Source organism: Desulfitobacterium metallireducens DSM 15288 (assembly GCF_000231405.2).
Classification (GTDB): Bacteria; Bacillota; Desulfitobacteriia; order Desulfitobacteriales; family Desulfitobacteriaceae; genus Desulfitobacterium_A; species Desulfitobacterium_A metallireducens.
The window spans coordinates 611,541-636,172 of sequence record NZ_CP007032.1; the positions used below are offsets into that span (position 1 = coordinate 611,541).

The window sequence follows — 24,632 nt, forward strand, 5'->3', positions numbered from 1 at the left end:
TATGGAACACCAGTTAATTCCGGCTTATTTTGTCCCTGAAGGCCTTACATTTGACGCTTATCAGGAACGACGGTACGGTGGGTATACGCTTCAATTTCCTGAATTAAATGGAGGAATTGTAGCTGAAGTTTGTGCTGAGGTGATTAAGCATCGTAACGCATATTTAGTCAATTTAACGACGGATCAAATTATTGAACGGATTGATCAAGCAGTTCAACTTTGGCTAAACCCAGATTATCCGTTGCGTAAAATTGCTGAACATGTGCTTCCTCCTCTGACAGGGTATGATGGGGAAACAATTCGCTTAGAATTAAAACGCTACATGCGTGGATTTCGAAAAAAGGATATTTATCGTTTTTTAGATGAAGAGTTCGATAATCCGAGCTTACTGGATGGCTTTCGGCCTCGAAAAACAGGGGGGATGAGCCGGGTATATGGACCAGAGCTGATTTTTCATGTTTTCTCTGGAAATGTCCCGGGTCTGCCCCTTTGGAGCATAATCATGGGGCTTTTGCTTAAATCCGGAGGGATCGGGAAATCTTCTTCGGCGGAACCTTTGTTGCCCGTGCTTTTTGCTCAAAGCTTAGCTCAGGTTGATCGGGAATTGGCGAATTGCTTCGCGATTCTTCCGTGGAAAGGGGGCACGGCTGATTTAGAAGAGCCGGTGCTTAAGTCGGTTGATGCGGTTATTGTTTATGGTTCGAGTGAGACGGTCCAGAAGCTTCGTAAGAAGGTTACTAAGAATATTCCGGTATTGGGTTACGGACATAAGGTGAGTTTTGCCGCGATCGGTAAGGAGGCGTTAACGGCTGATCGCTACCAAGACACGGTTCACCGGTTAGCTCATGATGTGATGGTTTATGATCAGCAAAGCTGTTTATCGCCCCAAGCCGTCTGGGTTGAAGAAGGTGGGGCGATTAGCGTGAGGCAATTTGCTCAGTTACTCGCCGCTGAACTCGAGAATTACGAAAAGCGCCGACCTCGGGCTAAACTGACGGACGAAGAAGCGATTGCCATCCGTTCAGTTCGCAATCGTTATGAAGCACTATCCTTCCAGGATGATGAAATCGAAGTTTATGGAAGTGCAGGAGGAACGGAATGGACGGTGATTTACGAGGGTAAACCTGGGTTTGAGGGATCTCCTCTTAACCGGACCATTCATGTTTATGCGTGTCATGAACTCAAGGAGTGTGTAAGCGACTTACGTCCTTACCGTGACTATTTACAAACGGTTGGACTTGCCGTGAGTCCTAACCGTTTAGAGGATATCTCAGTGCATTTAGCACGCGAAGGGGTAACGCGGATTACGGCTCTCGGTCAAATGACGTTAGGGGTTCCGGGGTGGCATCATGACGGACGCTTTAATTTGTTAGATTTGGTTCGCTTTGTCGATATTGAACGCAGTGTTGAGCAGTTAGCGGAAATCTATGACCCTGATGTGGAAGCCTACTAAATGCTAGTCAGCAGAGAGAAGGGAAGCTATGCAAGATAGAGTTGTTTTAGTCACTGGAGCAAGCCGTGGAATTGGCAAAGCGATTGCCAAGAATTTCGGGAAAAAGCAAGCGATGGTGATCGTTAATTACCTAAAAAGTGAAGATTTAGCAGAACAGGTGGTCAAAGAAATTGAAGATGAGGGTGGACATGCCCTAGCCTTGCAGGCCGATGTGACACAAGCTTCTGAAGTCAACGGTATGGTTAAGGCTATCTTAGATAATTTAGGAACGATTGATGTTGTTGTGAACAATGCGTTGCATCATTATACGTTTAATCCTAAGACGCGCAAGACGGCTTGGGAGTTGGAATGGGAGGATTATCAGGGGCAAATTGACGGTAGCCTTAAAGGAACCTTTAACCTCTGTAAGGCTGTATTGCCCCAGATGAAGCGTCAAGGGTATGGGCGAATCATTAATATGGTCACAAATCTTATGGATTTTCCGGTCGTGCCGTACCATGATTATACGACGGCGAAGGCAGCTGTTTTAGGATATAGCCGTAATTTAGCTAAAGAGCTCGGACCGTTTGGAATTACGGTTAACTGTGTAGCGCCAGGTTTGACTTATCCTACGGACTCAAGTCGGGAGACCCAGGAAGATGTCCGGGAAATTTTGATTCGTTTAACGCCGATGGGCCGGTTGGCCTTGCCGGAGGATATTGCCGGTGCCGTTGCTTTCTTGGCTTCGAAGGAGGCCGGGTTCATTACTGGACAGTGCCTTCGTGTCGATGGCGGACTAACGATGACCTAGATTGAAAATTTTGATCGAAGAAAAAACAGAGGAGGTATAAATTGATGAACGGAAAAGTAAATGATGATTTTTTTCAAAAAAGTGTTTTGCCTTTTACGGGTGAATCAAAATCCGAAGTTATCATTGGACCTCATATGGGGGTAGATGCAGCTATACTTAAAATCGGCGATCAGTATATGGCTGTCGCTGAAGATCCCATCTTTCCCAGCATGACGATGTCGGCAGATGATTTCGCCTACGTCACGGTACATATTGGAGCAAGTGATGTTGCTGTCATGGGGATCGAACCCCGATTTATGACGTATTCATTACTTCTCCCTCCAGAGACTGAAGAAAGTTATGTTGAAGAACTGATTAAAAGCATTAGCAAGTATGCTCATGAATTAGGAATTTCTATCGTGGGTGGACATACGGGTTATTATGGTGCTGTTGTGGTCCCTACCATCGGTGGAATTACCGTTTGGGGACTCGCTGATCAGTATATTTCTCCAATGGGGGCTCAAATTGGGGATGATGTTCTCATCACCAAAGGTGCCGCGATTGAGGCAGGAGCTTTATTGGGTTATGAGCATAAAGATTTTTTGTCTACCGTCGTCGATCCTTTGCTGGTCCAGAAAGCAGCAGCAAGAATTAAAGAAGTGTCAGTGGTTAAAGATGCGCATATCGCTGCAACTGTAGGTGGGGTTCACGCCATGCATGACGCTACTGAAGGCGGCGTGAAGAGAGGCTTATGGGAAATTGCTCAAGCTTCGGGTAAAGGGATGCTCATTGATCAGGATAAGATATTTGTACCTGAAGATATTGCTGCTCTTTGTCAGTATTTGAAGCTTAATCCCTTGGAAATCATCAGTGAAGGGACCTTAGTTTTGACCTGTGCACCGGAGAAAACGGCAGAATTAAGGGCTGCCTTTATGACGCAAGGAATCGAATCGGCTATAGTCGGTAAAGTGACGACTCCAGAAGAAGGCTGTTACATCCTCGATGAAGGTAATAAATATGAGCTTATCCCGCCTGCTATTGATAAATTCTGGGATGTATTCTTTAGTTCACTCTCTGAAGCTCCAACCACGCTGTGCACAGAGCTTGAAACGGCGGTAAACAAACTCTGCCAAGAGAATATCTATAGAATGATACCTGAAATTGGGGCCAACATTGCCTATGCATCGCCTGAGAGCCAATCTCTTGACGAAGTAGCTGGAATTCCCGGAAGAATACTCCGCTATAAAAACACGACTACGACACTCGGCCAGCCTGAACTCGGGGGTTCCGTAAATATGGCTGAAACCTTACTCAGTATTCGTAAATATTTCCCGCTGACACGGTGTCTCATCAATATGAGAAATACCCCAGCGATCCTTAAGGCTTGTCGTGAGGGAGGATTAACCGTAGCCGATATGCCAACAGTCGCTGAGTATCGACAATGTGACGGCGATTTTATCCGGGATCTAGAAGGAATGCTTCAGAAATTCGATCGACTCCCCGATGTGATTACCATCCCGGATCGTATAAATTTGGAGATTCTCATCCTTATTCCCGATGAAACCTTAGATGAATTGATTGAAAAAGTTTTAAAAGTGAATACTTTACTAAAATAAGAACACAAAAAATCTCAAGTTTTCAGCACATTACTAGCACTGGAATCCTCAGATTTTTAGAAGAAAATAGCCACGACTTGGCAAGTCATAAAACGCCAAATCGTGGCTATCCCATTTTACAGGTCATTCATACTCTTATGCGCATTATATGAATATTTGTGCATTAAATTTACTGTAGATTATGCTTAATTTCTACGTTCCTTTTGTGTAGGGTATCTTCTTGAATATGCATAAAGATATTCAGAATCTCATTCTCACCGTGAATAATAAATATAATATAACGGGTAATCCTACGATAGCAGATAGTATTGTGATTGCCGTATGTACTTTTTCCTCATCTCGTAATATAAATAATAAAAACTTATACCCTAAAATACCAATCCATCCACCCAAACAATTTAGAATTATATCATCAATGTCTGATGCTCCAATGCCTAAAAGTCCCTGAATGATTTCAACAAATAAACTTACTATAAATATAAACAACAGATTGGTTTTTACTCTTTTATCATTTTTGAATAATGGCAAATATATACCGAGGGGAATAAAGATAACTATATTGCCAACCACATTACCAAAAGCGAATTTTTTTATAGTGGCAGAGTTGTTAAATATATATTCCATTATACTATGAAAAGGAATGAGATTGATTGATCTAACCAAAGTCCTTTGACTATTAAACAACTCAGAAAGTGAAACTCTTGATAAGAACAATATTTTAATTAACAAAAGTATATAACAAATAAAAATACCATATAAAAAGACTGTTTTAATTCGCTCTCGTTTATTCATAATACCTCCATTTTTCATTTTATTCCTGCTTGTTCTCTGACGTTTAGTTTATAAATAATCGGTAGTTCACATTTTTCTACAAGAGCGCACTATCAATCACACACCGTAATCCGCGAATGGACGCGCGGTTCTTGCGTACGGTATCGGATAACGTCCCGAAGGTTCCCGCTGCATCTTAACCGCATTCATCTGTTCTAAGTGGCGGGAACGTGTTGTTATCCGATGCCGTACGTACCCAGACTCAGAGGCCGCCATGGACGGCGGCCCCTTGAGCTTCGTCCCATTTAGTTCGCTATAAAAGAATGATGTGAATTACTTGTAAACCATTTCGAATTCCTCACACACTACTAACATTTCATCACTAAATTCCACTTTAATCTCTTCTAACTGCCGATTAAAAGCACTTATATGAACCTCTCGCCAAAATTTTAGTGACTTGTCACCTTCCCCTTCAATTTTAGCAAATTCCTCAGTTACCTCGTTGAACGGCATCAAGTTCACCTTTTGGGTTTCAATAACACACTGGGCAATACTTTGCCAATCTGTAATAATACTAAGGTCTCCAGCTTTAGGTAATGTTTCCCCCTCTATTTCATAAAAATAATACAATCCAGTAGTAGCTCTTTTAATGCCATTTTTTACTAATTCTGACAAATCATTGGCGCCTTTTTCATTGTCACAAAAATGCCATGAGGTATATTTTTTATCTGTACCAATAATATCCTCGCCAATAAAATTTATATAATTTACCCACATTTCTTGTATCGATTTATGTTCTTGCATCACGTTCCGACTCCCCTATATATAGTTTTGGTAGTTCGCTTTATCTTACAAATGCGTCTCAGTATAAGAATAACCGGAAGTTTAAAAATTTTTCTCTTATTCGGTTTAGAATACAAATATAGTAACAAATAATGGCTGAAAATCGTGATTAGATTATCGGGCAGTTTAACATAGTTAATTATCGGACCCAGAAGGATATTTATCCCAGTAGGACGAAGACATATAAAGTAAAAATTTGCGAACCTTGTTCGGTAATACCTCCGTATTTGGAGATTATACGAACCTGGTTCATTAATAAAACGTTATATGACAGAATATGCAACCTATGAATGTGTAAATAGGGCCTTAATTTAACTATCATGGAAAATCTTTTTGTCGTTTGGGAGTGTTAAACATGGCTCAAATAGATTCAATAGAAACACAAAGATTAGTGTTAAGAGAGTTATCGTCGGAAGATCTTGAATCTGTTCATAGAGTAAAGGCTAATAAGGAAGTGGTGAAGTTTCTCACCTGGGGACCAAACAATCTAGCCGCAACACGAAATTCTCTCGACAAACAAATTGGAATGCAGGAAGATAACGATAGAAAGATATTTGTGCTGGGCATTGTTCTGAAGGAGTCAAACCAACTCATAGGAAATTGTCTTTTGACTCAGAACGATTTTAGAACCGCAGAGTTCGGATATTTCATTCACCCGGATTATTGGCAGGTTGGTTACGGGACTGAAACTGCAAAAGCACTCATCGGATTCGGGTTTAACACGTTAAAATTACATCGGCTAATCGCTACCTGTGATCCCGAAAACGTAGCTTCTATCAAGGTTCTTAAAAAATCCGGCATGAGGTTGGAAGGACATTTTATTAAAGCTCAATATGTAAAAGGGTTATGGCGGGATAACATGTTATTTGCGATGTTGGTTGAAGAGTATATTTAAGTATGCGTCTGGGGGCATATTCCATCATATAAACCAGCTAATTGCTGTCAAGTAAAAGTTTCTCTAAAGTAATTGACAAGAAAAATAGGTATAGCAAAGCTGGCCTACGTGTTGTAAGTTTGTAAAAAGGGTATGTAAATAAAAGGGATATCTAAGTCTATAGAGAATTGCTAATTAGAGATTGAAAAAGGCTGCTGTGAGGATAAAATCCCATAGATCATCCTGAGCATTTTGTTAGCCGTGGCAATAATAGCTACCTTAACCGGTTTACCTTCATTAATTTTCCGAAGGTAAAAGTCTCTAAGAATTGGATTTAAGGGACCGCTAGCCCTGTTACTAATCCCCGCTACAGTGGCTTGATAAATTGCTTTTCTAAGATAGGGTGACCCTCTCTTAGAGATCTTGTTATTACTCGATTTAAACTTTCCCGATTCAAATACAGATGGATCAATGCCTGAAAAGGCGACCAACTGTTTTGCACTGGGGAATCTTTTAATATCACCAATTTCAGCAAGAATGGTGGTGGCTGTAGCCTCTCCTACGCCAGGGATAGAACGGAGAAGAGGATAATCAGAGGAGAAGTTTGCCCAAAAAACCATTTGAGCCCGTATGTCAGTCAGAATGTTTTGTTGGGATAGGAGGAGTTCAATGTACATCCTTAAAACCCGTATATTTGACTGTTGGGCCCGGTTAAAAGGCAAACTTTCCTTAGCAGCCAATATGAGTTCATCGGTCTTTAATTCGTTCCAGTCTCTTGATTTCTTTGCAGGCTTAAGACACTCGATAATTTGCTCCCGTTCTGCGGATAAAATTGCTTTTGGCGATGGAAAGGTAGAAAGAACTCGTAAAGCAGTAGGACTACATAAGTGAGCAAATACGGATTCAAACTTAGGAAAAACAAGATCTAAAACGGAGCGAAACTTAAGTTGGGTTTCAGTATAAAGTGTATTAAAGCTATCATATTGCCGACAGAGGTTCTGCAATTCCAAGATGTGATCCTCAACAGGTTTGGCTTCAATAAATTCATTCAAATAATAAACCTGAGCAATCCGATTCGCATCAATGGGGTCAGTCTTAACCTTGCGGACGGATTTCTTTTTTTCAGCATGAGTTTGGAGAGGATTAAGAACGATCACTTTATAACCCGCATCTTGAAAGTAAGCGGTAATAGGCTTGGAATAGTTACCCGTTGCTTCCATAACTACATGAGGGCGTTTACCAGTTTCACTTTCAAGTTTAATAAGCTTATCTGTTAACCTGGACATATCACTCGGAGAATGCAAGAAAGGAAAAGGTTTGGAAACAGACTCTTGATATCCTTTAAACAAAGCAGCTACACTCTTAGACTTAGAAATATCAATACTTAACACAGGAACATCAATCATGAAAAACCTCCTCTTTTACCGGGTTCCATCTTTAACAACCACCTTTAGGTTCGCGTTGTGATACGGGCTCAAGGCCCAACCAGCTCAATCAAAGTATTGGTGCCAAAGAGGGTGTGAACACTTTATGCGACGGGATCTAGGTCCCAACACGGCATACGTTCTTTACCCAGTTTTTTTTAAGTATAAAGGAAAATAAAAGAAAAATGGTCCATACCCAGATTGAACTGGTTATGAACCTATAATACGAACACGGCATTCACGAAACTTGTCAAGATGAAAGTAGTATGACGCTTCGTGAATACCCAGAACGTTATACGAAACCGTACGCGAAGACCGCGCGTCCATGCGCGGATTTTTTTGAGCAAGGCGTGTAGTCGTTTGTGTCAGGTTTATATTGCTGTCGAAGGAAGATTAAAGAGGGGTCTTTTATATCGTGGAGCGGAAGACAGTATTTGTCATTGGCGATAGCGTTTCAATACACTATGGCCCATTTTTAAAGGAAATGATAAAAAGTAAATATAATTTCGGCCGGACAAGTGAAATAGTTGATGGAGATTTGGATAAACCTGTTGGTGCTAATGCCGGTGATTCTAAGATGGTCCTCGAATATTTAAGAGACGAATATAACAAGGGAACAACGTACAACATCTTGCTTTTGAATTGCGGCCTACATGATATAAGAATAGACAGGGTTACAAAACAGATTCAAGTCAAGAAATGGGAATATGAGAAAAAATTAAATCTAATATCAGACCTTGCTTTAAAGATGTCTGAGCGAGTAATGTGGATTACAACTACACCTGTACTGGATGTTATACATAATCGTAGAAATGAAGGCTTTTTACGGTATAACGAGGATGTAATTCTCTATAATAGCATAGCAGAGAATATAATGGGCAAGTACCAAATATCATGTGTTGACCTTTATACATTTACAAATAGTTTAGGAGATGATATTTATTCTGATCACGTACATTTTAAAGAATCAGTACGGGCACTACAGGGGGCATTCATTGCAGGACACTTACTTTGCAACCGATGATTATTCTTTCTATATTAACTTTTAAGATCTAATTTAAGTACTTAAGGTTTGATGGAGGTACAAGGGAAGGGGCCGCCGTCCATGGCGGCCTCTGGCTTCGCGGGGCGTACGGCTTCGTATAATAGCCGGTTCCCGCCACTTAGAATAGATGAATGCGGTTAAGGCGCAGCGGGAACCTGCGGGACGTTATAAGAAACCGCTAAGTCTTTTTATTTATTAATTATGCAGGTTTTGTGGGAGGATCAGTTTTGGATTTAGTAGCACCATCAATCTCAAACATTAGGCGTGCTTTACCAGAGGAGGCTGTTTTGCTCACGGAAATTGCATTTCGCTCCAAAGCTCACTGGGGCTATGACTTGTCTTTTATGGAGCAGTGCCGAAATGACTTAACAATATTCTCAGACAATATTACTAATAATTTGGTTTTTGTAATTGAGGCAGATGGGGATATTGTGGGTTTCTATGAACTACGTGGAAAGGTTCCTGAAGCTAACTTGTATTGGCTATTCATGGATCCGAAAGTAATAGGATGTGGATATGGAAAAAGGTTATGGTTACATGCGGCTGAAATCTCCAAAGGCCTCGGGTTCGAGTACATGTTGATCAAGAGCGATCCATATGCGGAAGGATTTTATTTAAGAATGGGAGCCAAGAGAATAGGAAAACTTCCTTCGACCGCAATACAAGGACTGATGTTGCCTTTGCTATGTTATCAGTTATTAGTAAAGGGCTAATTGTTTCTAATTTAAGTTGGCAACAGTGTAATGGTTAAGTGTTTGCATGTTGGTCTTTTCCGCGGCTTCTTATAAACAGCGTATTGCCGACACTTAGAAAAGATGCATGTGGTTAGGTCGCATCGGCAATACGCAAGACGTTATATAAAATCGAGCGCAAGGCCGCCCCGTCCACGGGGCGGAAGGTTCGATTATGGCAAACTTTATAGGCAATTTTATTTTATAAGAAGGGTACTAGATAATACATGAATTCAAAAGATATAATTAGATTTTTAAATATAGCTGAGAAATTGAAATGTGAATTACGCCATTCTTGGACATCTACGATGCGGCAAGAGAGTGTAGCAGAACATAGTTGGAGACTTTGCATTTTTTCTTGGTTGATAAAAGACCAATTACAAGATCAATATGATATGGACAAAGTTATGAAAATGTGTTTGTTTCATGATTTGGGTGAAGCAATCACAAGTGATATACCAAGTTTTTGTAAAAATGAAGAAGATACCAGAAAAGAAGAGGCTGCAGTAAATCAAATAATCAGTATGCTTGATAATGATTTGCGTTCTGAACTAGATAAGTTATTTATTGAAATGAAAGAACAACAGAGTAAGGAAGCTAGATTATTCAAAGCACTTGATAAATTAGAAGCGGTGATTCAGCATAACGAATCTCCGATTGAAACATGGATACCATTAGAATTCGAATTAAATAAAACATATGCAAATGAGGAAGTAAGAGGTATTGCCTTGTTGGAAGGCTTACGAGAAGTAGTAAGGCAAGATACCATAAAAAAGTTAGGTGATAAAGAAAAAGAATTAAGGGCCCGACGTCCTGTCGGTCTCTGAATCTGGGGGCGCGCGACTTTACATAACAAGGTGTTCCCGTAACTTTGTCAATATGAATGTAGAATGACGCTACGGGAACACCCAAAACGTTATAAAAAATATTAAAGAGCTGCCGTTAAGTGAATGGCAGCTCTCTTTACTTAACGTCTTTTATGAGACTTAACTTACAAATAACTCTTAATGAATTGGTTCGTTAAGCTCTATTAATGAACTTCGCGTTATCCTCCCTATAATATCTTGGGATTTACTTTGATTTTCTCTTGTTTTCATAGAATTCCTAACTTACCTAAAAAGCTCATCACGGATAAAATTCGCATAGAATGCATAATTCAGAGAAACTGAGTATGGCAAAGCCAACGTCTGCTATTTTTAATATGTTGGCCGTTGTAAACCCACTATACTCACGGTGGTAAACCTCCCATGTCTAACAGGGTCAAGATTAACACATCTGCCCTAAATTCCTTCGTTCCACCTATCCATGATTGGGTGTCAGTAATGCTACAAAACCGAGTCTTTGCTCTAATGGATAATATGTTGACTGACTACCAGCTCTTTTATCTTGTTAGATTACTATGATTTGGGTACATTCTGTGGTGACGCCTACCAACAGAACTGCTTATTTGCACTTTCTGTTACGCTGCTAAATACTCAACGGGACGATGGATGTCTTTAATTAGCTTTTGCGGGTCGTAGTCTATGCCTTTCGTTAATATTGCATAGAATACCCGAATCAGTTTACAGCTTAAGGCGATTAGCGATTGTTTCTTTTTGAGAGGATTCTTGTTTCTTGTCGTGTAATACTTATGTATCTCTGCAAACTCTGTGTTGTTAGAGACTAGTGGCATCACCGCTTGAAATAGAATTGCCCTCAGTCGCGCTCGCCCCCGTTTGCTGATCGTGGTCTGTCCTTTGTGCTTGCCTGAGCTGCTTTCTCGCAAGGCCAATCCGGCAAGTTTTTGAATCTGCTTCGGAGAATTAAAGCGTCTAATGTCTCCAACCTCAGAGATAAAACCAGCTACTGAAACCAGTCCCACACCTTTAATTTCAAGTAGCTTTGCTACTTCTGGTATTTGACTGCACAAACCATCAATGACCTCTGTGATCGCTTGATATTGTGCTGTTTTATTATGATAGTCTTGGAGTAATAGCTTGATTTCCATTCGGGAACAAAACTCTCCTTCGGTGCAACCAATGCTCTTTTGAGCAGCTTCATACAGGCTCTTAGCCCTTTTCATACCCACTGCCCTCAGTTTGTTGTCCCTCCAAATTTGGTTTATTCCTTCTGCTCCAAGTTTTTCAATATCGCTGGGTAGAGGGGCTTCTTGCAGCACCAGCATGCTACTTGTGGCATCAAATTTAGCAAACACCGTTTCATGCTCGGGAAAGTATATTTTTAGCCACCGCTGGATGCGATTTTTTATGCTATTCATATCCTTTTGTATGCGCATTCTGCAAGCCGTAGCTATTCGCAATTCCGCATAGATCCCTTCCGGAATGTAAGGCTCATTGAATCTGCCCTCGATCACCAGCTTAGCGATTGTTTTAGGATCCTTGGCATCCGTTTTGCTCGGATGATTGTCATCCAGTTCTTTACTACGTTTTACGTGAAATGGATTGACCAGGACTAGCTTAATGCTTTGCTCTTTAAAATATGATGCTAGATTGAACCAGTAATGGCCGGTTGGCTCTGCGCCTACTATTATGGAGTCCTTATGTGTCTGCCTTTTTAGCCGTTCAATCCATGCGTAGCAGTCTTTGAATCCTTCTGCAGTGTTTGCAAACTTGAATACTTTCCCTAGCTCTACTCCTCGCCAGTCGAAAGCTCTGGCATAATGAAGTTCGCTTGCGATGTCCACTCCAATGACAATACTACTTTCTGAAAGTTGATTTAGTTTCTCGTTTTGTGTAAAATTCATCTGGATGACCTCCGGTATTTTTTGATTGGATTCTGTTGGCCAACAGTGTGTCCTCTCAAAGCTTAACGTGAGGTCATCTTTTTTTCAAAGCTCATTTTTTCTTGTTACAGGAATGCTACAAATGCGACTAATTCTATTTAGAGTATACTTAAGATATAGTAGATCATTCCAATTGTAAACTTTATTGGCAATTCCTAATTTCATGCTATTTTTTAGACGGCCCCTTGAAATAAGCGGAATAAAGCAAAACAGCAGACTAGTAAAAGTCCGCTGTTTTTTTGCTAAAATCCATGATATTTTCGGTTTTCACTTTTGGTTTTCTCAATACGTTACTGCTTGACTCCTTTGGCCTTGATAAGAATATGGGTTGTATTAAAGAGTTGAGTCCAGATATCCTCAAAACCCGCTTGTTCTAAGACAAGTACCCATTCTTCAAGGGAACGGCGCTCAGCAAGCAGGGGTCCCATGGGCATTTCTTTCTTTTGCCACTCAATGATCCAGATTTCTCCGTTCGATCGAAGAATTCGCTGAGTATCCCGCAGGTAGGCTACGGGATCATGTAATTCATGGAGAACATTGGCAATGAGGGCAATGTCGACATCTTCATCGGGAAGAGGAATGCTTTCGCCCTGAGCGAGAAATGTCTCAATTTGCTCTGCTTTACATTGTTCTTGAGCGGTCTGCTGCAAGACTTGAAGCCGTTCTTGCGAGAGATCGACGGCTTTTATTTTTCCTTGTGGTCCCACAACTTCAGCTGCTTTGAGAGAAAAATAACCCGAGTCGCAGCCTAAATCGGCTAAAATCTGATTCGATTTTAAACCAAAGCGAGAATAGATCTTTTCTGCAGGGAACATTTTGGCTCTTTGCTCATGATTATGGTGAAAAGAATGATGATTTTGGGCCATTAGTCATTCCTCCTACAAATTTAATTTGCTTATGGATTAGCGGGCTGCTAAACGTTCGGAACGTGCTGCAGGATGGCTTTTCATAAACAGAGCAATAACGCCAGCCACGAGCGGAAGAATAAATGTAATTGTAATGGCAGAGGTAAGACCCCAAATATCTCCGATCCGTCCAATGACAATAACAGCAAGGCCTCCTAAGCCACCGGCAAATCCCATGGTTAGTCCGGAAGCCAGTGCTTTATTATTCGGAATGGCTTCTTGGGCAGCGACAATGGTGACGGAGAAGCTAGACAGTAAGGCGGCTCCAGCCAAAGCTAGAAAAATCGTACTTAATGTACCTTCGGTCAAGAGAAAACCGAAGAATAACGGAGTGGAAAGAAGGAGAGAACCAACAATAAGACGTTTACGTCCGTAATAATCAGAAATGAAGCCACCGATAACCCCGCCGATTGCTCCGGTAGCGAGCATAATGGTGACAAGGTGACTTGCTGCGATATTGGATAAGTTTTGAGATTTTAAATAGAGGGGGAGCAGAGTCAGCATGGAGGTATAGGCCAGAGAACGAACCGCAATAACTCCAATAATGGCTAAAAGTTCCCGGGAAGACGATTTTAGAGAGCTCAATACTTCGGATAGAGGTACAGAATTTCCTTTTAAAACGTTGTTACGTGGGGCGAAGAAGAGTAGCAAAATAGCAACCAAAATACCAGGGATGACGGTTACAAGAGTAGCGTGTAAGCCATACGTTTGAAATAAGGGAACTAAGAGCAGTGGACTTAAGGCGAACCCGAAATTACCAAAAGCGATAAAGCCAGAAAGGAGGACTGCTTTGCGATCCCCACTCAAAACGTTGACCATCGTCGAGGCTTGGGGATGGAAGGCGGCTGTGCCAAGTCCAGCAAGGGCAGCCAGGATTACAAGGACAACATAGTTCTGGACGATCCCTGTTAAGCTCAGCATAATAGCCATCCACAGTGTACCCACATATACAAGCCAGCGTTTGCCTTGACGGTCTAAATAGTAACCAAAGAAAGGTTGAACCATTGAAGAAGTAATGGTAAAAGCGGAAACTAAAATAGCTGCCCGTGTTACTGTGAAATTGGGGCTAAGGATAATGAGAAATGGAACCAATTGGGGCAAGTAATTACTATATAAGTCATTTAACATATGAGCTAAAGAAAGTACGCCAATTTTGGAATATTTAATTTGGGATTGTTCACTCATCTCGATAATCTCCTCTCAACATAAACGGCGATCCTATTTTTATTCTCTATTTGGATCGTTACTCAAGTTCTTATAGTGGGATAGGAAAAACTCAAAATTGGCATGGCGCAGGCGAATGTCTTCAGCTTGTTCCTTAAGCGCTTGCCTTCCTTTGGGTGTAATGGTATACCATTTTCGGGGTTGCCCCGTTTCTTTTGTTTCCCAGCTTGTTATGACTAAACCGCTCTTCTCTAGTTCTTGCAAGCTACGATAAACGTCAGCACTGTCAGAAAAACAATGGGGGAACTCCGTTTGTAATCGGGTTAGAAGCAAAGCTCCATAAGCAGGTGCATCAGCTAATAGAAGAAGTAAAAATGCGGGCGTATGCCGACCATGCTTTTTTTGCATCAATTAAACCTCCTCTCCTTAACTTAACGTAACATAACATATAAACAACAAGGTGCTGTTAGTTACATAATACTGCAAAAAACATAGTACTGTAAATAACAGTACTATGGGATAAAATACCTTAAAAATATTAAGATGTCAAGTAAAATATAAATGTTTTATTTAGAAAAGAAGGGGTTGTCCTTTTAAGGACAACCCCTTTCGATAAAATAAAAATAAGTAAATGTAAATCAAATAAGTAAATCATAGAGTGCTGGATCTTCATTGATAATTGTATATTGAATTCCTTTTTGTTTCATTTTCTTAATTAAAGGTGGGTAATCCTCTTTACGATTAAGTTCGATTCCCAGGAGGATTGGTCCCTTTTCTTTATTATTGGTTTTGGTATATTCGAAGCGGGTGATGTCATCTTGAGGTCCGAGAACATCGACGACAATTTCCTTCAATGCGCCAGGACGTTGAGGTAAGTTGATGAGGAAGTAATGTTTGAGACCTTGATCCAAGAGGGAACGCTCTTTGATTTCAGGGGTTCTCTCAATATCATTATTGCCACCACTAATAATGCAGACCACATTTTTTCCTTTGATTTTATCACGATACGCATCTAAAGCGGCTACGGAAAGAGCACCTGCAGGTTCCGCAACAATTGCAATCTCATTATACATTTCTAAAATCGTCGTACTTACTTTTCCTTCGCTGACAACGACGATGTCATCTATGACTTCCTTACAGATTTCAAAGGGGAGATCGCCGACTCGTTTAACCGCAGTACCATCAACGAAAGTATCGACTTTGTCTAAAGTAATGACTTGATTCTGTTTCAGTGCTTCATGCATTGAACATCCACCTTGGGCTTCCACACCGATGACTTGGGTCGAAGGGCTGAGGTTTTTGAAATAAGTGCCTACACCGGACATTAAGCCACCTCCGCCGATACCTCCCAAAACAAAATCAACCGGGTTTTCCATATCATTAAGAATTTCCATGGCGACCGTACCTTGTCCGGCGATTACATATGGATCATCAAAGGGGTGAACAAAATAGAGGCCGTCTTTTTTGCAACGGGCTTGCGCTTCATTTGAGGAATCATCAAAGGTATCCCCGGTAAGAATAATTTCGATGGCATCTCCCCCAAAACGTTGAACAGCAGAAACTTTTTGTTTTGGCGTAGTTGAGGGCATATAGATCTTTCCAGGAATACCAAGAGCTTTGCAGGAAAAGGCAACGCCTTGGGCATGATTTCCTGCACTAGCACAGACAACCCCTTTACTCAGTCTGTCATGAGGGGTGCTTTTCATGCAATTATAAGCGCCTCTGATCTTGAATGAACGGACGGTTTGAAGATCCTCTCGTTTCAAGAAGACATTACAATCATATCTTTCCGAGAGAATATCGTTTCTTAGTAAAGGGGTTTTATTAATGACTCCTTTGAGTACCTGTCCCGCTTTAATGATCTCTTCTAGATTGAGTTGACTCATCGTTTCTAAACCCCTTTCTCTTTCTTTATAGAAAGTAAACCTTTATGTAAACCTTTATATAGTAAAAAGCCCTCAAGGCCGTTTGCTTTAAGTTATTACTAAAATGATACTCGTACTTTTTCGGATAGTCAACCGAAATATATAGAAACGATCATATTATGCAAACTAATCTAGTACAGAACCATAAGAGGAAAGAGAGTATATTGAGACAAAAAAGTTTCAGTATGCTCTCTTTTTGTTACCCTTGAGTCCCGTTTATATGATGACTGTTAATGTAAACGACTCATAAAGGTATTGAGAATTCGAAGATAATGATTCGCTTCACGGACAACGTGATCCCCGAGAAGGGGTACCATGATAGCCTTAATCTTACAGTGAATTAATCCTTCGGTGCCCGCGACCTTGAAATCTCTTATGCCAATCGTGGCTTGGCGTGTTTGTTGACTCAGCTTGGGCAAAATCGTGGTTTGTTCCGTCATGGTCTTGGCCTGCTTGTAAAGTTCATCAAACTGTTTGCCAAAACGATGGGCTGTTTCAAAGAGTTCTTCTTCTGTAGGATCTAAGAGGCTACGTATGAAATAGGCATGCTCGGCCATTTGGCGATTCCAGAAGACTTCTTGTTCGATGATATCGCGTTTTAGATCTGCAACCTGTCCATTTTGAAGTGTGGTTAACATCTTAAGGTAAAAACGGGCCTCACGCAGGATATGCTCAATCAGCAAAGGATAATTAAAGGTAAAGGTTCGGCAGGCTAAGACATTTTGAAGAAGTTGGGATTTATAGTTGATTATGACTGTAGTGGCGCTGATAGCCCGTTGGTTGAGAGAGGAGATTTGATCAACTAAGGAGGGGTTTAGGGGATTGGGTGAACTTCCCAAGGATAATTCTTGACGCGTGAGATCATTATCCAGGAGAATTCCAGAATAGTAAGTTGAAGCACGCTCAGAATCCAAAGTCATCTGGGTGACTAATTCACCAGAAGATAGGACTTCAGGGCTGATCAGCCCATCAGCTAAACAGAGGGTTTCCGCGAGCAGGGTTTGGAATTCATTTTTGAGTACCTCGGCTTGTTGGGCAAGGGCTTGATCCTTGACGCCAAACGCGGATTCCATGAAAAAAGCATGCTCTTTGAGGATACGCATAAAGAATAAGTTGAGTTCAAGTGATTGTTGAATATAAACTTCGCTGGTCAACATGAATAAAACCTCCCTCTCCTTATCATGGGCGTAATAGTATATGCATGAATGGAAATTTGCGAATCAAAATCAAGATACTTCTCAAAAAAGGAAGGAAATAATTTACAAATGTCGAACATTACTCATAAGAAGAAGCCGATTCATTTAAAAATGAGTACAATTACATCAATGGGAGGAATAAATAATGCTTCATAAGAAGACCGTAATGGTCGCGACAGTATTAATGATCAGTCTTTCTCTGGTGGGCTGTGGAAATACCACAGCAAATAAGGATAATATTCCTGCACCCCAAGCTTCTCAAAATTCGTTAGGCACAGGTGATCTATCCCAAGTTCATCCTTCAGAAACACCAGCCCAAGCGGGAAGTACGACAAGCCAAGCAGACGTGGAGAAGAAAATTAACGACTACCTTACACAAAATTACCCCGGAGATTGGAAGGTTGAAGGGACGACTTTAAGCAAAGGCAGTTATACGGAAAATGGAAACTACAAGATCGTCGATGGACTTGAACAAGTTTTCCCAGAAACGATGGGTGTATCCATTTTCGTGGGAGAAAAAAGAATCTCAACAAGTGTCAAACAAGGAACAGAACGAGTCCTAGAAGGTTACCCGACACCTGCGACAGTGGGTGAGGTGGCGAAGAGCGGAAAAGTGACCAGTACGAACAGTAGCGGTTACTTAAAGGTTTACGTCCCTTTCAAGACTGGGGATAAAACAGTTGCGGTTTTGACCGTATCCGTACCGCAATAGGAAGCGGACGATCTAAAGAAAAGATTAGGATAGTAAAGAGACCTCTGGGTACAGTATAATTGATGTACCCAGAGGTCTTTTTCGACATAAAGGTCGGAATTTCGAAGGGAAATAGTCCTGGGCTGGGAAATATGCAAAGGGTGGAGGACTCATCATGAAGATTCGAAAACCGAAACTAACCCTTGAAAAAACCATTCTCATGCTCATTTCTGTCGTTGTTGTTTTATCGTTATTGGTAACCGATGTTTTAATAAGTCAGGACGTTTCGAATACTACAGAAAAAGACATTGAAGATAAGGCGGTGACCATCGCTCGGATCGTTGCGCATTCATCGGTCGTTATTGAAGGACTAGATGGGCAACGCGATGAAAAGGAGATTCAGTCTTATGCAAATGAAGTCGCGAATTCGTCTGAAGTTAATTTTATTGTCGTCTTGGATATGAAAGGAATTCGCAAATCTCATCCGGATATTACTAAGGTTGGGCAGCCCTTTGTCGGAGGGGATGAGGGACCTGTACTTCAAGGTAAGGAACATATATCTACGGCTGAAGGGACTTTGGGAATGTCTTTGCGTGCATTTACTCCCGTATTTGCCCCGGATGGCAAACAGGTGGGTGCGGTTGCAGTCGGTGTTTTACTCAATACGGTACAGGAAACTGTTGCCCAAAGTCGCGCAAAAATTTATCAAGGAATTGGCCTTGGACTTTTGGCTGGAATCTTTGGCGCAATTCTACTGGCCCGTAAAGTTAAAAAGATTATGTTTGGCTTGGAACCAGCAGAGATTGCTAAACTTCTTCAAGAACGAAATGCAATGCTCGAGTCGGTAAGAGAGGGAATTCTTGCAGTGGACTCGACCGGGAGTGTGACTCTCATAAATGCTGAAGCTGTTCGATTGTTCAATCAGGCCGGGATTAGTGATGTGGTCAGTATTGACATTACGGAATATGTCCCCCAGATAAAAACGGTGTTAGAAGCGGGTCAACCGGCGTTGGATTCTGAATATGATCTTCGAGGAATTACGCTGCTCTCGAATACCGTGCCCTTAAAGGTCAATGGTAAAATAGTCGGTGCGATTTCGACGTTCCGAGATAAGACTGAAATAAAGCAGCTCGCCGATGAGCTTTCCGGGGTTAAAGTCTATGCTGAGGCATTAAGAGCCCAAACCCATGAATTTATGAACAAACTTCATGTTATTTTAGGTTTGGTCCATGTCAAGAATTATGATCAACTTGCAGCCTATGTAAACCAGATCGCGGATCGTTATCAGACTGATGTAGGATCGATTGTCCGCAATATTAAGGAACCTGTTCTCGCTGGATTTATTCTTGGAAAATTGAGCTATGCCCGAGAAATGGGGTGTGAATTAGAACTGGTGGAGGAGTGCTTTTTGCCTCAGCCCGCAGACTTGGAAATCATTCATGACTTAGTTGCGATCATAGGCAATCTTGTCGATAATGCATTAGACGCAGTTATGAACTCTGAAAATAAACAGGTCCTGTTAAACCTGGCGTATGACGAAGGGGAACTCGTAATCGAAGTTTCGGATCACGGACCAGGCATTCCCGAGGAAATAAAAGAGCAGATGTTTAATAAGGGGTATTCTACGAAGGCGAATAATCGGGGTTATGGACTTTTTCTCGTTAAGCGGTGTTTGGAAGAAAGAAATGGGCAAATGGAAATCTATTCACAAGAAGGCCGAGGGACAATATTTAGACTGTATCTGCCGTATGAAATTATGGAGGACAATCAATATGATTAACGTCTTAATTATTGAAGATGATCCGATGGTTGCTGAGTTTAATAAGCGCTATCTCGAACAAGTGGAAGGATTTGCACTGCAGGGGATTGCGGCTTCAGCAGATGAAGCGATAGAGATCCTAAAAAGAGAGGATATTGACTTAATTTTGCTGGATATCTACATGCCCAGACTCAGTGGCTTAGAACTTCTCTCCAAGATTCGTAAAAAGGGAAAAGGGGTGGATGTCATCGTTGTCTCAGCGGCATCGGATAGTTACAGTATCAAGAAGGCCTTACAATATGGGGCAGTCGATTATCTGATTAAACCCTTCGAGTTCGAGCGTTTTAGCGAAGCATTAACGACTTATCGAAAGCGAGCTATGTTGATGCAAGATGATCAAGAGAAACTGAGTCAAGTCGATCTTGATAAGCAGATTTTCCATAAGGATGCTCCCGGCAAACCGGGAGAGTTACCCAAGGGGCTTACACGTGATACGCTAAAGCTAGTCTGGGAACATATCCAAAGGACAGACAATGAGGCTTTTTCAACAGAAGAGATTGCCCAGCGCGTGGGGATTTCGCGGGTTTCTATGCGTAAGTACCTCAGTTTTTTGGGCCAAATCGGAATATTAAAAACGGAAGTCCTTTATGGTTCTGTGGGACGGCCTGTTTATAAACATCGCTATATTTCATCCAAACGTAAGGCTATCCATATCTATCTCGAAGCTGCACGGTAAAATATCGTGATCACTTACTTTAGTTACAAAACAATTTAGATAGTTTCATAATATTTAAGAAATTTCTGAAAAATTGTAATATAGGCACAAGATAGATTTAGGAGGTGCCTATATGGCTACAGTAGAAACCGTAAATAATTCACCGAATGTTTCAGGTTTTTGGTCCGCGCTTGGCAACATTAAAATTGGAACAATTCCATTACCTCTCTACGCAATCCTAGCTGCAGTGATTTTTGCCGCTTCTTTTTACGAAAAGCTTCCTGCAGATATGGTCGGCGGATTTGCAATGATTATGATTATGGGTATGTTTCTTGGTGAAGTCGGGGGCAGAATTCCGATTCTAAGGAACATTGGGGGCCCAGCCATTCTCGCAATTTTTGTTCCATCTATTCTCGTTTTTCTTAATTTATTAAATCCAGCTTCCTTGAAATCAATTACCGCAATTATGAAAACGGATAACTTCCTCTACTTGTATATCTCATCTTTGGTTGTGGGGAGTATTCTCGGAATGAATCGAAAAGTTTTGATTCAAGGTTTTCTAAAGATGTTTGTTCCTTTGATTGTGGGAACGATCGCATCGATTGTCGTGGGTTCCTTGGTGGGAACACTCTTTGGATTCAGTATTAAACACACGTTCTTTTACATTGTAGTTCCGATTATCGGAGGCGGAATTGGCGAAGGCGTTCTCCCCCTTTCATTGGCTTATTCGGAAATTCTTAGAGCCGATCAAGCAACCCTGATTCCTCAGCTCACTACAGCAGCTGTACTTGGGAACGTTGTCGCTATTGTTACTGCCGGTTTCTTAAAACGGTTGGGCGAAAAGAAACAACATTTGACAGGCAATGGATTACTCGTTAAAGGCGGCGACGATGCCGAATTGCTTAAAGAAAGTACCACCATTGATAAACCCATCGAGTTTCCCCTCATGGGAGCAGGACTGCTACTTGCTGTAAGCTTCTATATTTTCGGAAGCCTAGCCAATATGGCCATTGCCATCCCAGGTGCAATTCTAATGATCTTCGCAGCAGCGATTGTTAAAGCTCTCAAAGTTATGCCACCCAAGATGGAGCAAGGTGCTTATCATTGGTACAAATTTGTATCTAACAACTTAACGTTCCCACTTATGGTCGGTATTGGAGTTCTATATACACCTTTAAGTGATGTTGTCAAATTGATCAGCCCAGCTTATATCGTTATCGTTATTTGCACGGTTCTAGCCATGGTGACCTCTGGTTTCTTCGTAGGGAAATTCATGAATATGTATCCGGTTGAATCCGCTTTGGTCACAGCTTGCCACAGTGGGTTAGGTGGAACAGGGGACGTTGCTATTCTCTCTTCCGCTAATCGCATTGAACTTATGCCCTTTGCCCAAATTTCCACCCGGATCGGTGGCGCTTCTATGATCGTTATTGCCACAATCTTAATGCGGATGTTTGGTAACTAAATCAAGATTTTATGAAAGGATGGTCTTGAATAATGACCCTAAGAGATGATGCACTGAAACTGCATGAAGACAATAAAGGAAAAATCGCCGTCGTGAGTAAAGTCCCTGTTCGCAATGGAGAAGACTTAAGTTTAGCTTATTCTCCAGGAGTAGCTGAACCGTGCAGAGAGATTGCCCAAGATCCCAGTTTGGTTAACCGATATACGAATCGGCAAAATCTCATTGCAGTAGTTTCGACAGGTTCGGCGGTTCTGGGCCTAGGCAATATTGGAGCACGGGCGGCTATGCCTGTCATGGAAGGAAAGGGGATTCTTTTCAAAACGTTCGGAGCGGTTGACGCTTTCCCCATCTGTGTAGACACACAAGATAGTGACAAAGTGGTCGAACTCGTTAAATTACTTGAGCCTACCTTTGGCGGGATTAACTTAGAGGATATCAAAGCTCCAGAATGCTTCTATATTGAAGAACAATTAAAGAAAATTTATGATGGCCCGGTATTCCATGATGATCAACATGGAACCGCGGTCATCACGATGGCAGGGCTGATTAATGCTTTAAAAGTTGTCAACAAGGAATTGAGCGAAGTTAAGATTGTTGTTAACGGAGCAGGTGCAGCTGGGATGGCTATTGTGAAGATCCTGATGAGCGCAGGCCTTCAGAATGTGATCATGTGTGATACGAAAGGTACGATTTATGAAGGACGTACCGAAGGAATGAACACGTATAAAGAGGAGATTGCGAAGAGCACGAATCGTGAGCTTCTTAAAGGAACGCTTGCCGATGCCTTAAAAGGAGCGGATATCTTTGTTGGGGTATCTGTCGCTGGGGCTGTAACTCCTGAAATGGTTCAGTCGATGGCTAAGGATCCAATCGTATTTGCCCAAGCAAACCCAGTTCCAGAGATCTCACCTGACGAGGCTAAAGCTGCTGGAGCCGTTGTCGTAGGTACAGGACGTTCCGACTATCCCAATCAGGTCAACAATGTTTTAGCTTTCCCAGGAATTTTCCGTGGAGCGATTGATTCAGGAGCTAAAGCGATCACGGAAGAGATGAAAGTGGCAGCGGCTTATGCTATTGCGAATATCGTTACTTCTGAGGAATTGAATCCTGAGTATGTTCTTCCGAAAGCCTTTGATTTAAGAGTTGGACCAGCTGTAGCGGCGGCTGTTGCTCAAGCAGCCATGGATTCGGGAGTGGCTACCCAAACTGTAGATCCGCAGGAGGTTGCGGAAAACCTACGCAAGTATTACCAGCTTAATCAATAAGGATGGAAATCTTTTCATTTTCCGCCTTCCTTCACTTTACCGGGGTTTTACCCCGGTTTTTTATGTAACTTCAAATTTCGAAAGAGTTAAAGTACAATAAATATAGACATAATCTACTAGGGAGAACAAGAAGATGAACGCTTTTTTGCTTAAGGCTAACCAATGGCTCAATAAAAATATGTTTTTTGTGGTATTGATGGCAATTATGCTAGGGTTCAATGTTGCTTTGGAAAATTCGCCCTTTCTTAGTGCCTTAGCAACAGGCCTGTTTGCTTATATGACCTTCATTAGCGCTTTGCAGACAACCTTTAAAGATTTTTTTGATATTTTAAAGAAGCCCCTAATCCCACTATGGATCTTGTTTTTAATTCATGGTATTGCACCATTGATTGCTTGGGGAGTAGGGATTTGGATGTACCCTGATAACTTTTATATGCGAGTGGGCCTCATGATAGGTTCGGCGATCCCGATAGCGGTCACCTCGATTATGTGGACCACTATCGCCAAAGGAGATATTGCCCTTGCCTTGGTTACGGTAACTTTGGATACGCTGCTTATTCCTGTCTTGATGCCTGTTTTTTTTAAGAGTGTGCTCGGAACAAGCATTGCTATTGACTATGGAAATATGGTGTTGAGACTTTTATTGATGGTTACAATCCCGAGTGTTCTTGGAATGATGGTTAATGAGTTGACCAAAGGGCGTTTAGAGAACTTTTCTCATTCGGTGGGGGGAGTGACCTCAAAGCTTGCGACCTTTATCGTTATTGTCATCAATTCAGCGCTTGTCCTTCCGCAAATTCACTGGGATTTCGCTGCTTTTAAAATGATGATCATCGTTTTAGGATTAGTCTCCCTTAATTATTTCATCGGTTTTTTAGGAAGCTATTGTCTGAAAGATCGTAATCAACAGGTTGTATCCGCGATGATTTTTAATGTTGGAATGCGTAATACAAGTTTTGGTTCGGTCTTAGCTATTGCTTATTTCCCTCCAGCTGTCGCCTTTCCTATTATTTTGACGCTTCTCTACCAGCACCCGATTGCGGCGATTGTTACCCAGCTTTTTGCGGATCAAAATTCAAAATAAGAAAGGGCTTAATTCGCCTTTTAATATCTCTTCAGCGACCTGTACTCTAAATTCACCTGTGTATCTATTCCATATGGAGTCCAAATCCTTTAATTAGAATGTACCTGTAACTAGGCTTTAGATATATGAGACTTTCTTCAGGATGAATAAAAACG

The 24,632-nt window shown here is 41.5% G+C and carries 22 protein-coding genes; 13 read left to right on the forward strand and 9 right to left on the reverse strand.

All coding sequences use genetic code 11. The features are described from left to right. Nucleotide 1: 1 nt before the first annotated feature. Genes DESME_RS02945 through DESME_RS02955 form a run of 3 tightly spaced genes read left to right on the forward strand, consistent with a single transcriptional unit; the run spans nt 2 to nt 3,838 of the window. A complete protein-coding gene (locus DESME_RS02945; RefSeq protein ID WP_006719041.1) occupies nt 2-1,453 on the forward strand; it encodes an acyl-CoA reductase in 1,452 nt (483 codons plus the stop codon). 28 nt (nt 1,454-1,481) lie between these two features. Then, nucleotides 1,482-2,243 (forward strand): 3-oxoacyl-ACP reductase, encoded by a 762-nt coding sequence (locus tag DESME_RS02950; protein WP_006719038.1) that lies wholly within the window; start codon nt 1,482-1,484, stop codon nt 2,241-2,243. A gap of 44 nt (nt 2,244-2,287) precedes the next feature. Further along, nucleotides 2,288-3,838: a thiamine-phosphate synthase family protein gene (locus tag DESME_RS02955; protein ID WP_006719037.1), complete on the forward strand. Its 1,551-nt coding sequence runs from the start codon at nt 2,288-2,290 to the stop codon at nt 3,836-3,838. Nucleotides 3,839-4,078: 240 nt separating this feature from the next. Here DESME_RS02955 and DESME_RS02960 read toward each other — a convergent pair whose 3' ends face one another. Next, complete coding sequence (locus tag DESME_RS02960) at nt 4,079-4,630, reverse strand: VanZ family protein (protein WP_025248629.1); 552 nt, start codon at nt 4,628-4,630, stop codon at nt 4,079-4,081. A gap of 312 nt (nt 4,631-4,942) precedes the next feature. Continuing rightward, nucleotides 4,943-5,413 (reverse strand): ASCH domain-containing protein, encoded by a 471-nt coding sequence (locus tag DESME_RS02965; protein ID WP_006719033.1) that lies wholly within the window; start codon nt 5,411-5,413, stop codon nt 4,943-4,945. A 394-nt stretch (nt 5,414-5,807) separates the two neighbouring features. Between DESME_RS02965 and DESME_RS02970 the strand changes: the two genes are divergently transcribed. Next, nucleotides 5,808-6,347 carry a GNAT family N-acetyltransferase gene (locus DESME_RS02970; RefSeq protein WP_006719031.1) on the forward strand — a complete coding sequence of 180 codons (540 nt, stop codon included), beginning with the start codon at nt 5,808-5,810 and terminating at the stop codon, nt 6,345-6,347. A 170-nt stretch (nt 6,348-6,517) separates the two neighbouring features. Here the strand turns inward: DESME_RS02970 and DESME_RS02975 are convergent, their stop codons facing one another. Beyond that, nucleotides 6,518-7,732: an IS110 family RNA-guided transposase gene (locus DESME_RS02975; protein WP_006717482.1), complete on the reverse strand. Its 1,215-nt coding sequence runs from the start codon at nt 7,730-7,732 to the stop codon at nt 6,518-6,520. Between the two features lie 433 nt (nt 7,733-8,165). Here DESME_RS02975 and DESME_RS02980 point away from each other — a divergent pair, with 433 nt between their 5' ends. The 3 genes from DESME_RS02980 (at nt 8,166) to DESME_RS02990 (ending at nt 10,353) form a co-directional block, all read left to right on the forward strand. After that, nucleotides 8,166-8,774, forward strand: coding sequence for an SGNH/GDSL hydrolase family protein (locus DESME_RS02980; protein WP_006715346.1), 609 nt, complete (start codon nt 8,166-8,168; stop codon nt 8,772-8,774). Nucleotides 8,775-9,022: 248 nt separating this feature from the next. After that, nucleotides 9,023-9,508 (forward strand): GNAT family N-acetyltransferase, encoded by a 486-nt coding sequence (locus DESME_RS02985; protein ID WP_006715345.1) that lies wholly within the window; start codon nt 9,023-9,025, stop codon nt 9,506-9,508. Nucleotides 9,509-9,753: 245 nt separating this feature from the next. Next, the gene (locus DESME_RS02990; protein ID WP_006715344.1) at nt 9,754-10,353 is read left to right on the forward strand and encodes an HD domain-containing protein; all 600 of its coding nucleotides are present in this window, start codon (nt 9,754-9,756) and stop codon (nt 10,351-10,353) included. A 632-nt stretch (nt 10,354-10,985) separates the two neighbouring features. Here the strand turns inward: DESME_RS02990 and DESME_RS02995 are convergent. The 6 genes from DESME_RS02995 to DESME_RS03020 all read right to left on the reverse strand — a co-directional run bounded on the left by DESME_RS02995 (nt 10,986) and on the right by DESME_RS03020 (nt 17,459). Then, complete coding sequence (locus DESME_RS02995; protein ID WP_006715219.1) at nt 10,986-12,269, reverse strand: IS110 family RNA-guided transposase; 1,284 nt, start codon at nt 12,267-12,269, stop codon at nt 10,986-10,988. Between the two features lie 329 nt (nt 12,270-12,598). Next, the gene (locus DESME_RS03000; protein WP_006715343.1) at nt 12,599-13,174 is read right to left on the reverse strand and encodes a class I SAM-dependent methyltransferase; all 576 of its coding nucleotides are present in this window, start codon (nt 13,172-13,174) and stop codon (nt 12,599-12,601) included. A 36-nt stretch (nt 13,175-13,210) separates the two neighbouring features. Beyond that, a complete protein-coding gene (locus DESME_RS03005) occupies nt 13,211-14,398 on the reverse strand; it encodes an MFS transporter (protein ID WP_006715342.1) in 1,188 nt (395 codons plus the stop codon). A 39-nt stretch (nt 14,399-14,437) separates the two neighbouring features. After that, entirely contained in the window at nt 14,438-14,785 is a 348-nt protein-coding gene (locus DESME_RS03010; RefSeq protein WP_006715341.1) for a PadR family transcriptional regulator, read from the reverse strand. A 230-nt stretch (nt 14,786-15,015) separates the two neighbouring features. After that, complete coding sequence (gene ilvA / locus DESME_RS03015) at nt 15,016-16,263, reverse strand: threonine ammonia-lyase IlvA (RefSeq protein ID WP_006715340.1); 1,248 nt, start codon at nt 16,261-16,263, stop codon at nt 15,016-15,018. A gap of 269 nt (nt 16,264-16,532) precedes the next feature. Further along, nucleotides 16,533-17,459 carry a DUF2935 domain-containing protein gene (locus DESME_RS03020; RefSeq protein WP_006715339.1) on the reverse strand — a complete coding sequence of 309 codons (927 nt, stop codon included), beginning with the start codon at nt 17,457-17,459 and terminating at the stop codon, nt 16,533-16,535. A gap of 184 nt (nt 17,460-17,643) precedes the next feature. Between DESME_RS03020 and DESME_RS03025 the strand changes: the two genes are divergently transcribed. From DESME_RS03025 to DESME_RS03050, 6 genes are all read left to right on the forward strand, one after another. Further along, the gene (locus tag DESME_RS03025; protein WP_006715338.1) at nt 17,644-18,210 is read left to right on the forward strand and encodes a cache domain-containing protein; all 567 of its coding nucleotides are present in this window, start codon (nt 17,644-17,646) and stop codon (nt 18,208-18,210) included. Nucleotides 18,211-18,364: 154 nt separating this feature from the next. Continuing rightward, nucleotides 18,365-19,969, forward strand: coding sequence for a DcuS/MalK family sensor histidine kinase (dcuS, locus tag DESME_RS03030; protein WP_006715337.1), 1,605 nt, complete (start codon nt 18,365-18,367; stop codon nt 19,967-19,969). After that, a complete protein-coding gene (locus DESME_RS03035) occupies nt 19,962-20,684 on the forward strand; it encodes a response regulator (RefSeq protein ID WP_006715336.1) in 723 nt (240 codons plus the stop codon). The genes dcuS and DESME_RS03035 overlap by 8 nt, the downstream gene beginning before the upstream one ends. Before the next feature lie 112 nt (nt 20,685-20,796). Then, on the forward strand, nt 20,797-22,128 hold the full coding sequence (locus tag DESME_RS03040) for a 2-hydroxycarboxylate transporter family protein (RefSeq protein ID WP_006715335.1): 1,332 nt from the start codon (nt 20,797-20,799) through the stop codon (nt 22,126-22,128). Nucleotides 22,129-22,160: 32 nt separating this feature from the next. Continuing rightward, the gene (locus tag DESME_RS03045; protein WP_006715334.1) at nt 22,161-23,393 is read left to right on the forward strand and encodes an NAD(P)-dependent malic enzyme; all 1,233 of its coding nucleotides are present in this window, start codon (nt 22,161-22,163) and stop codon (nt 23,391-23,393) included. 133 nt (nt 23,394-23,526) lie between these two features. Then, entirely contained in the window at nt 23,527-24,477 is a 951-nt protein-coding gene (locus tag DESME_RS03050) for a bile acid:sodium symporter family protein (protein WP_006715333.1), read from the forward strand. Nucleotides 24,478-24,632: the final 155 nt, after the last annotated feature.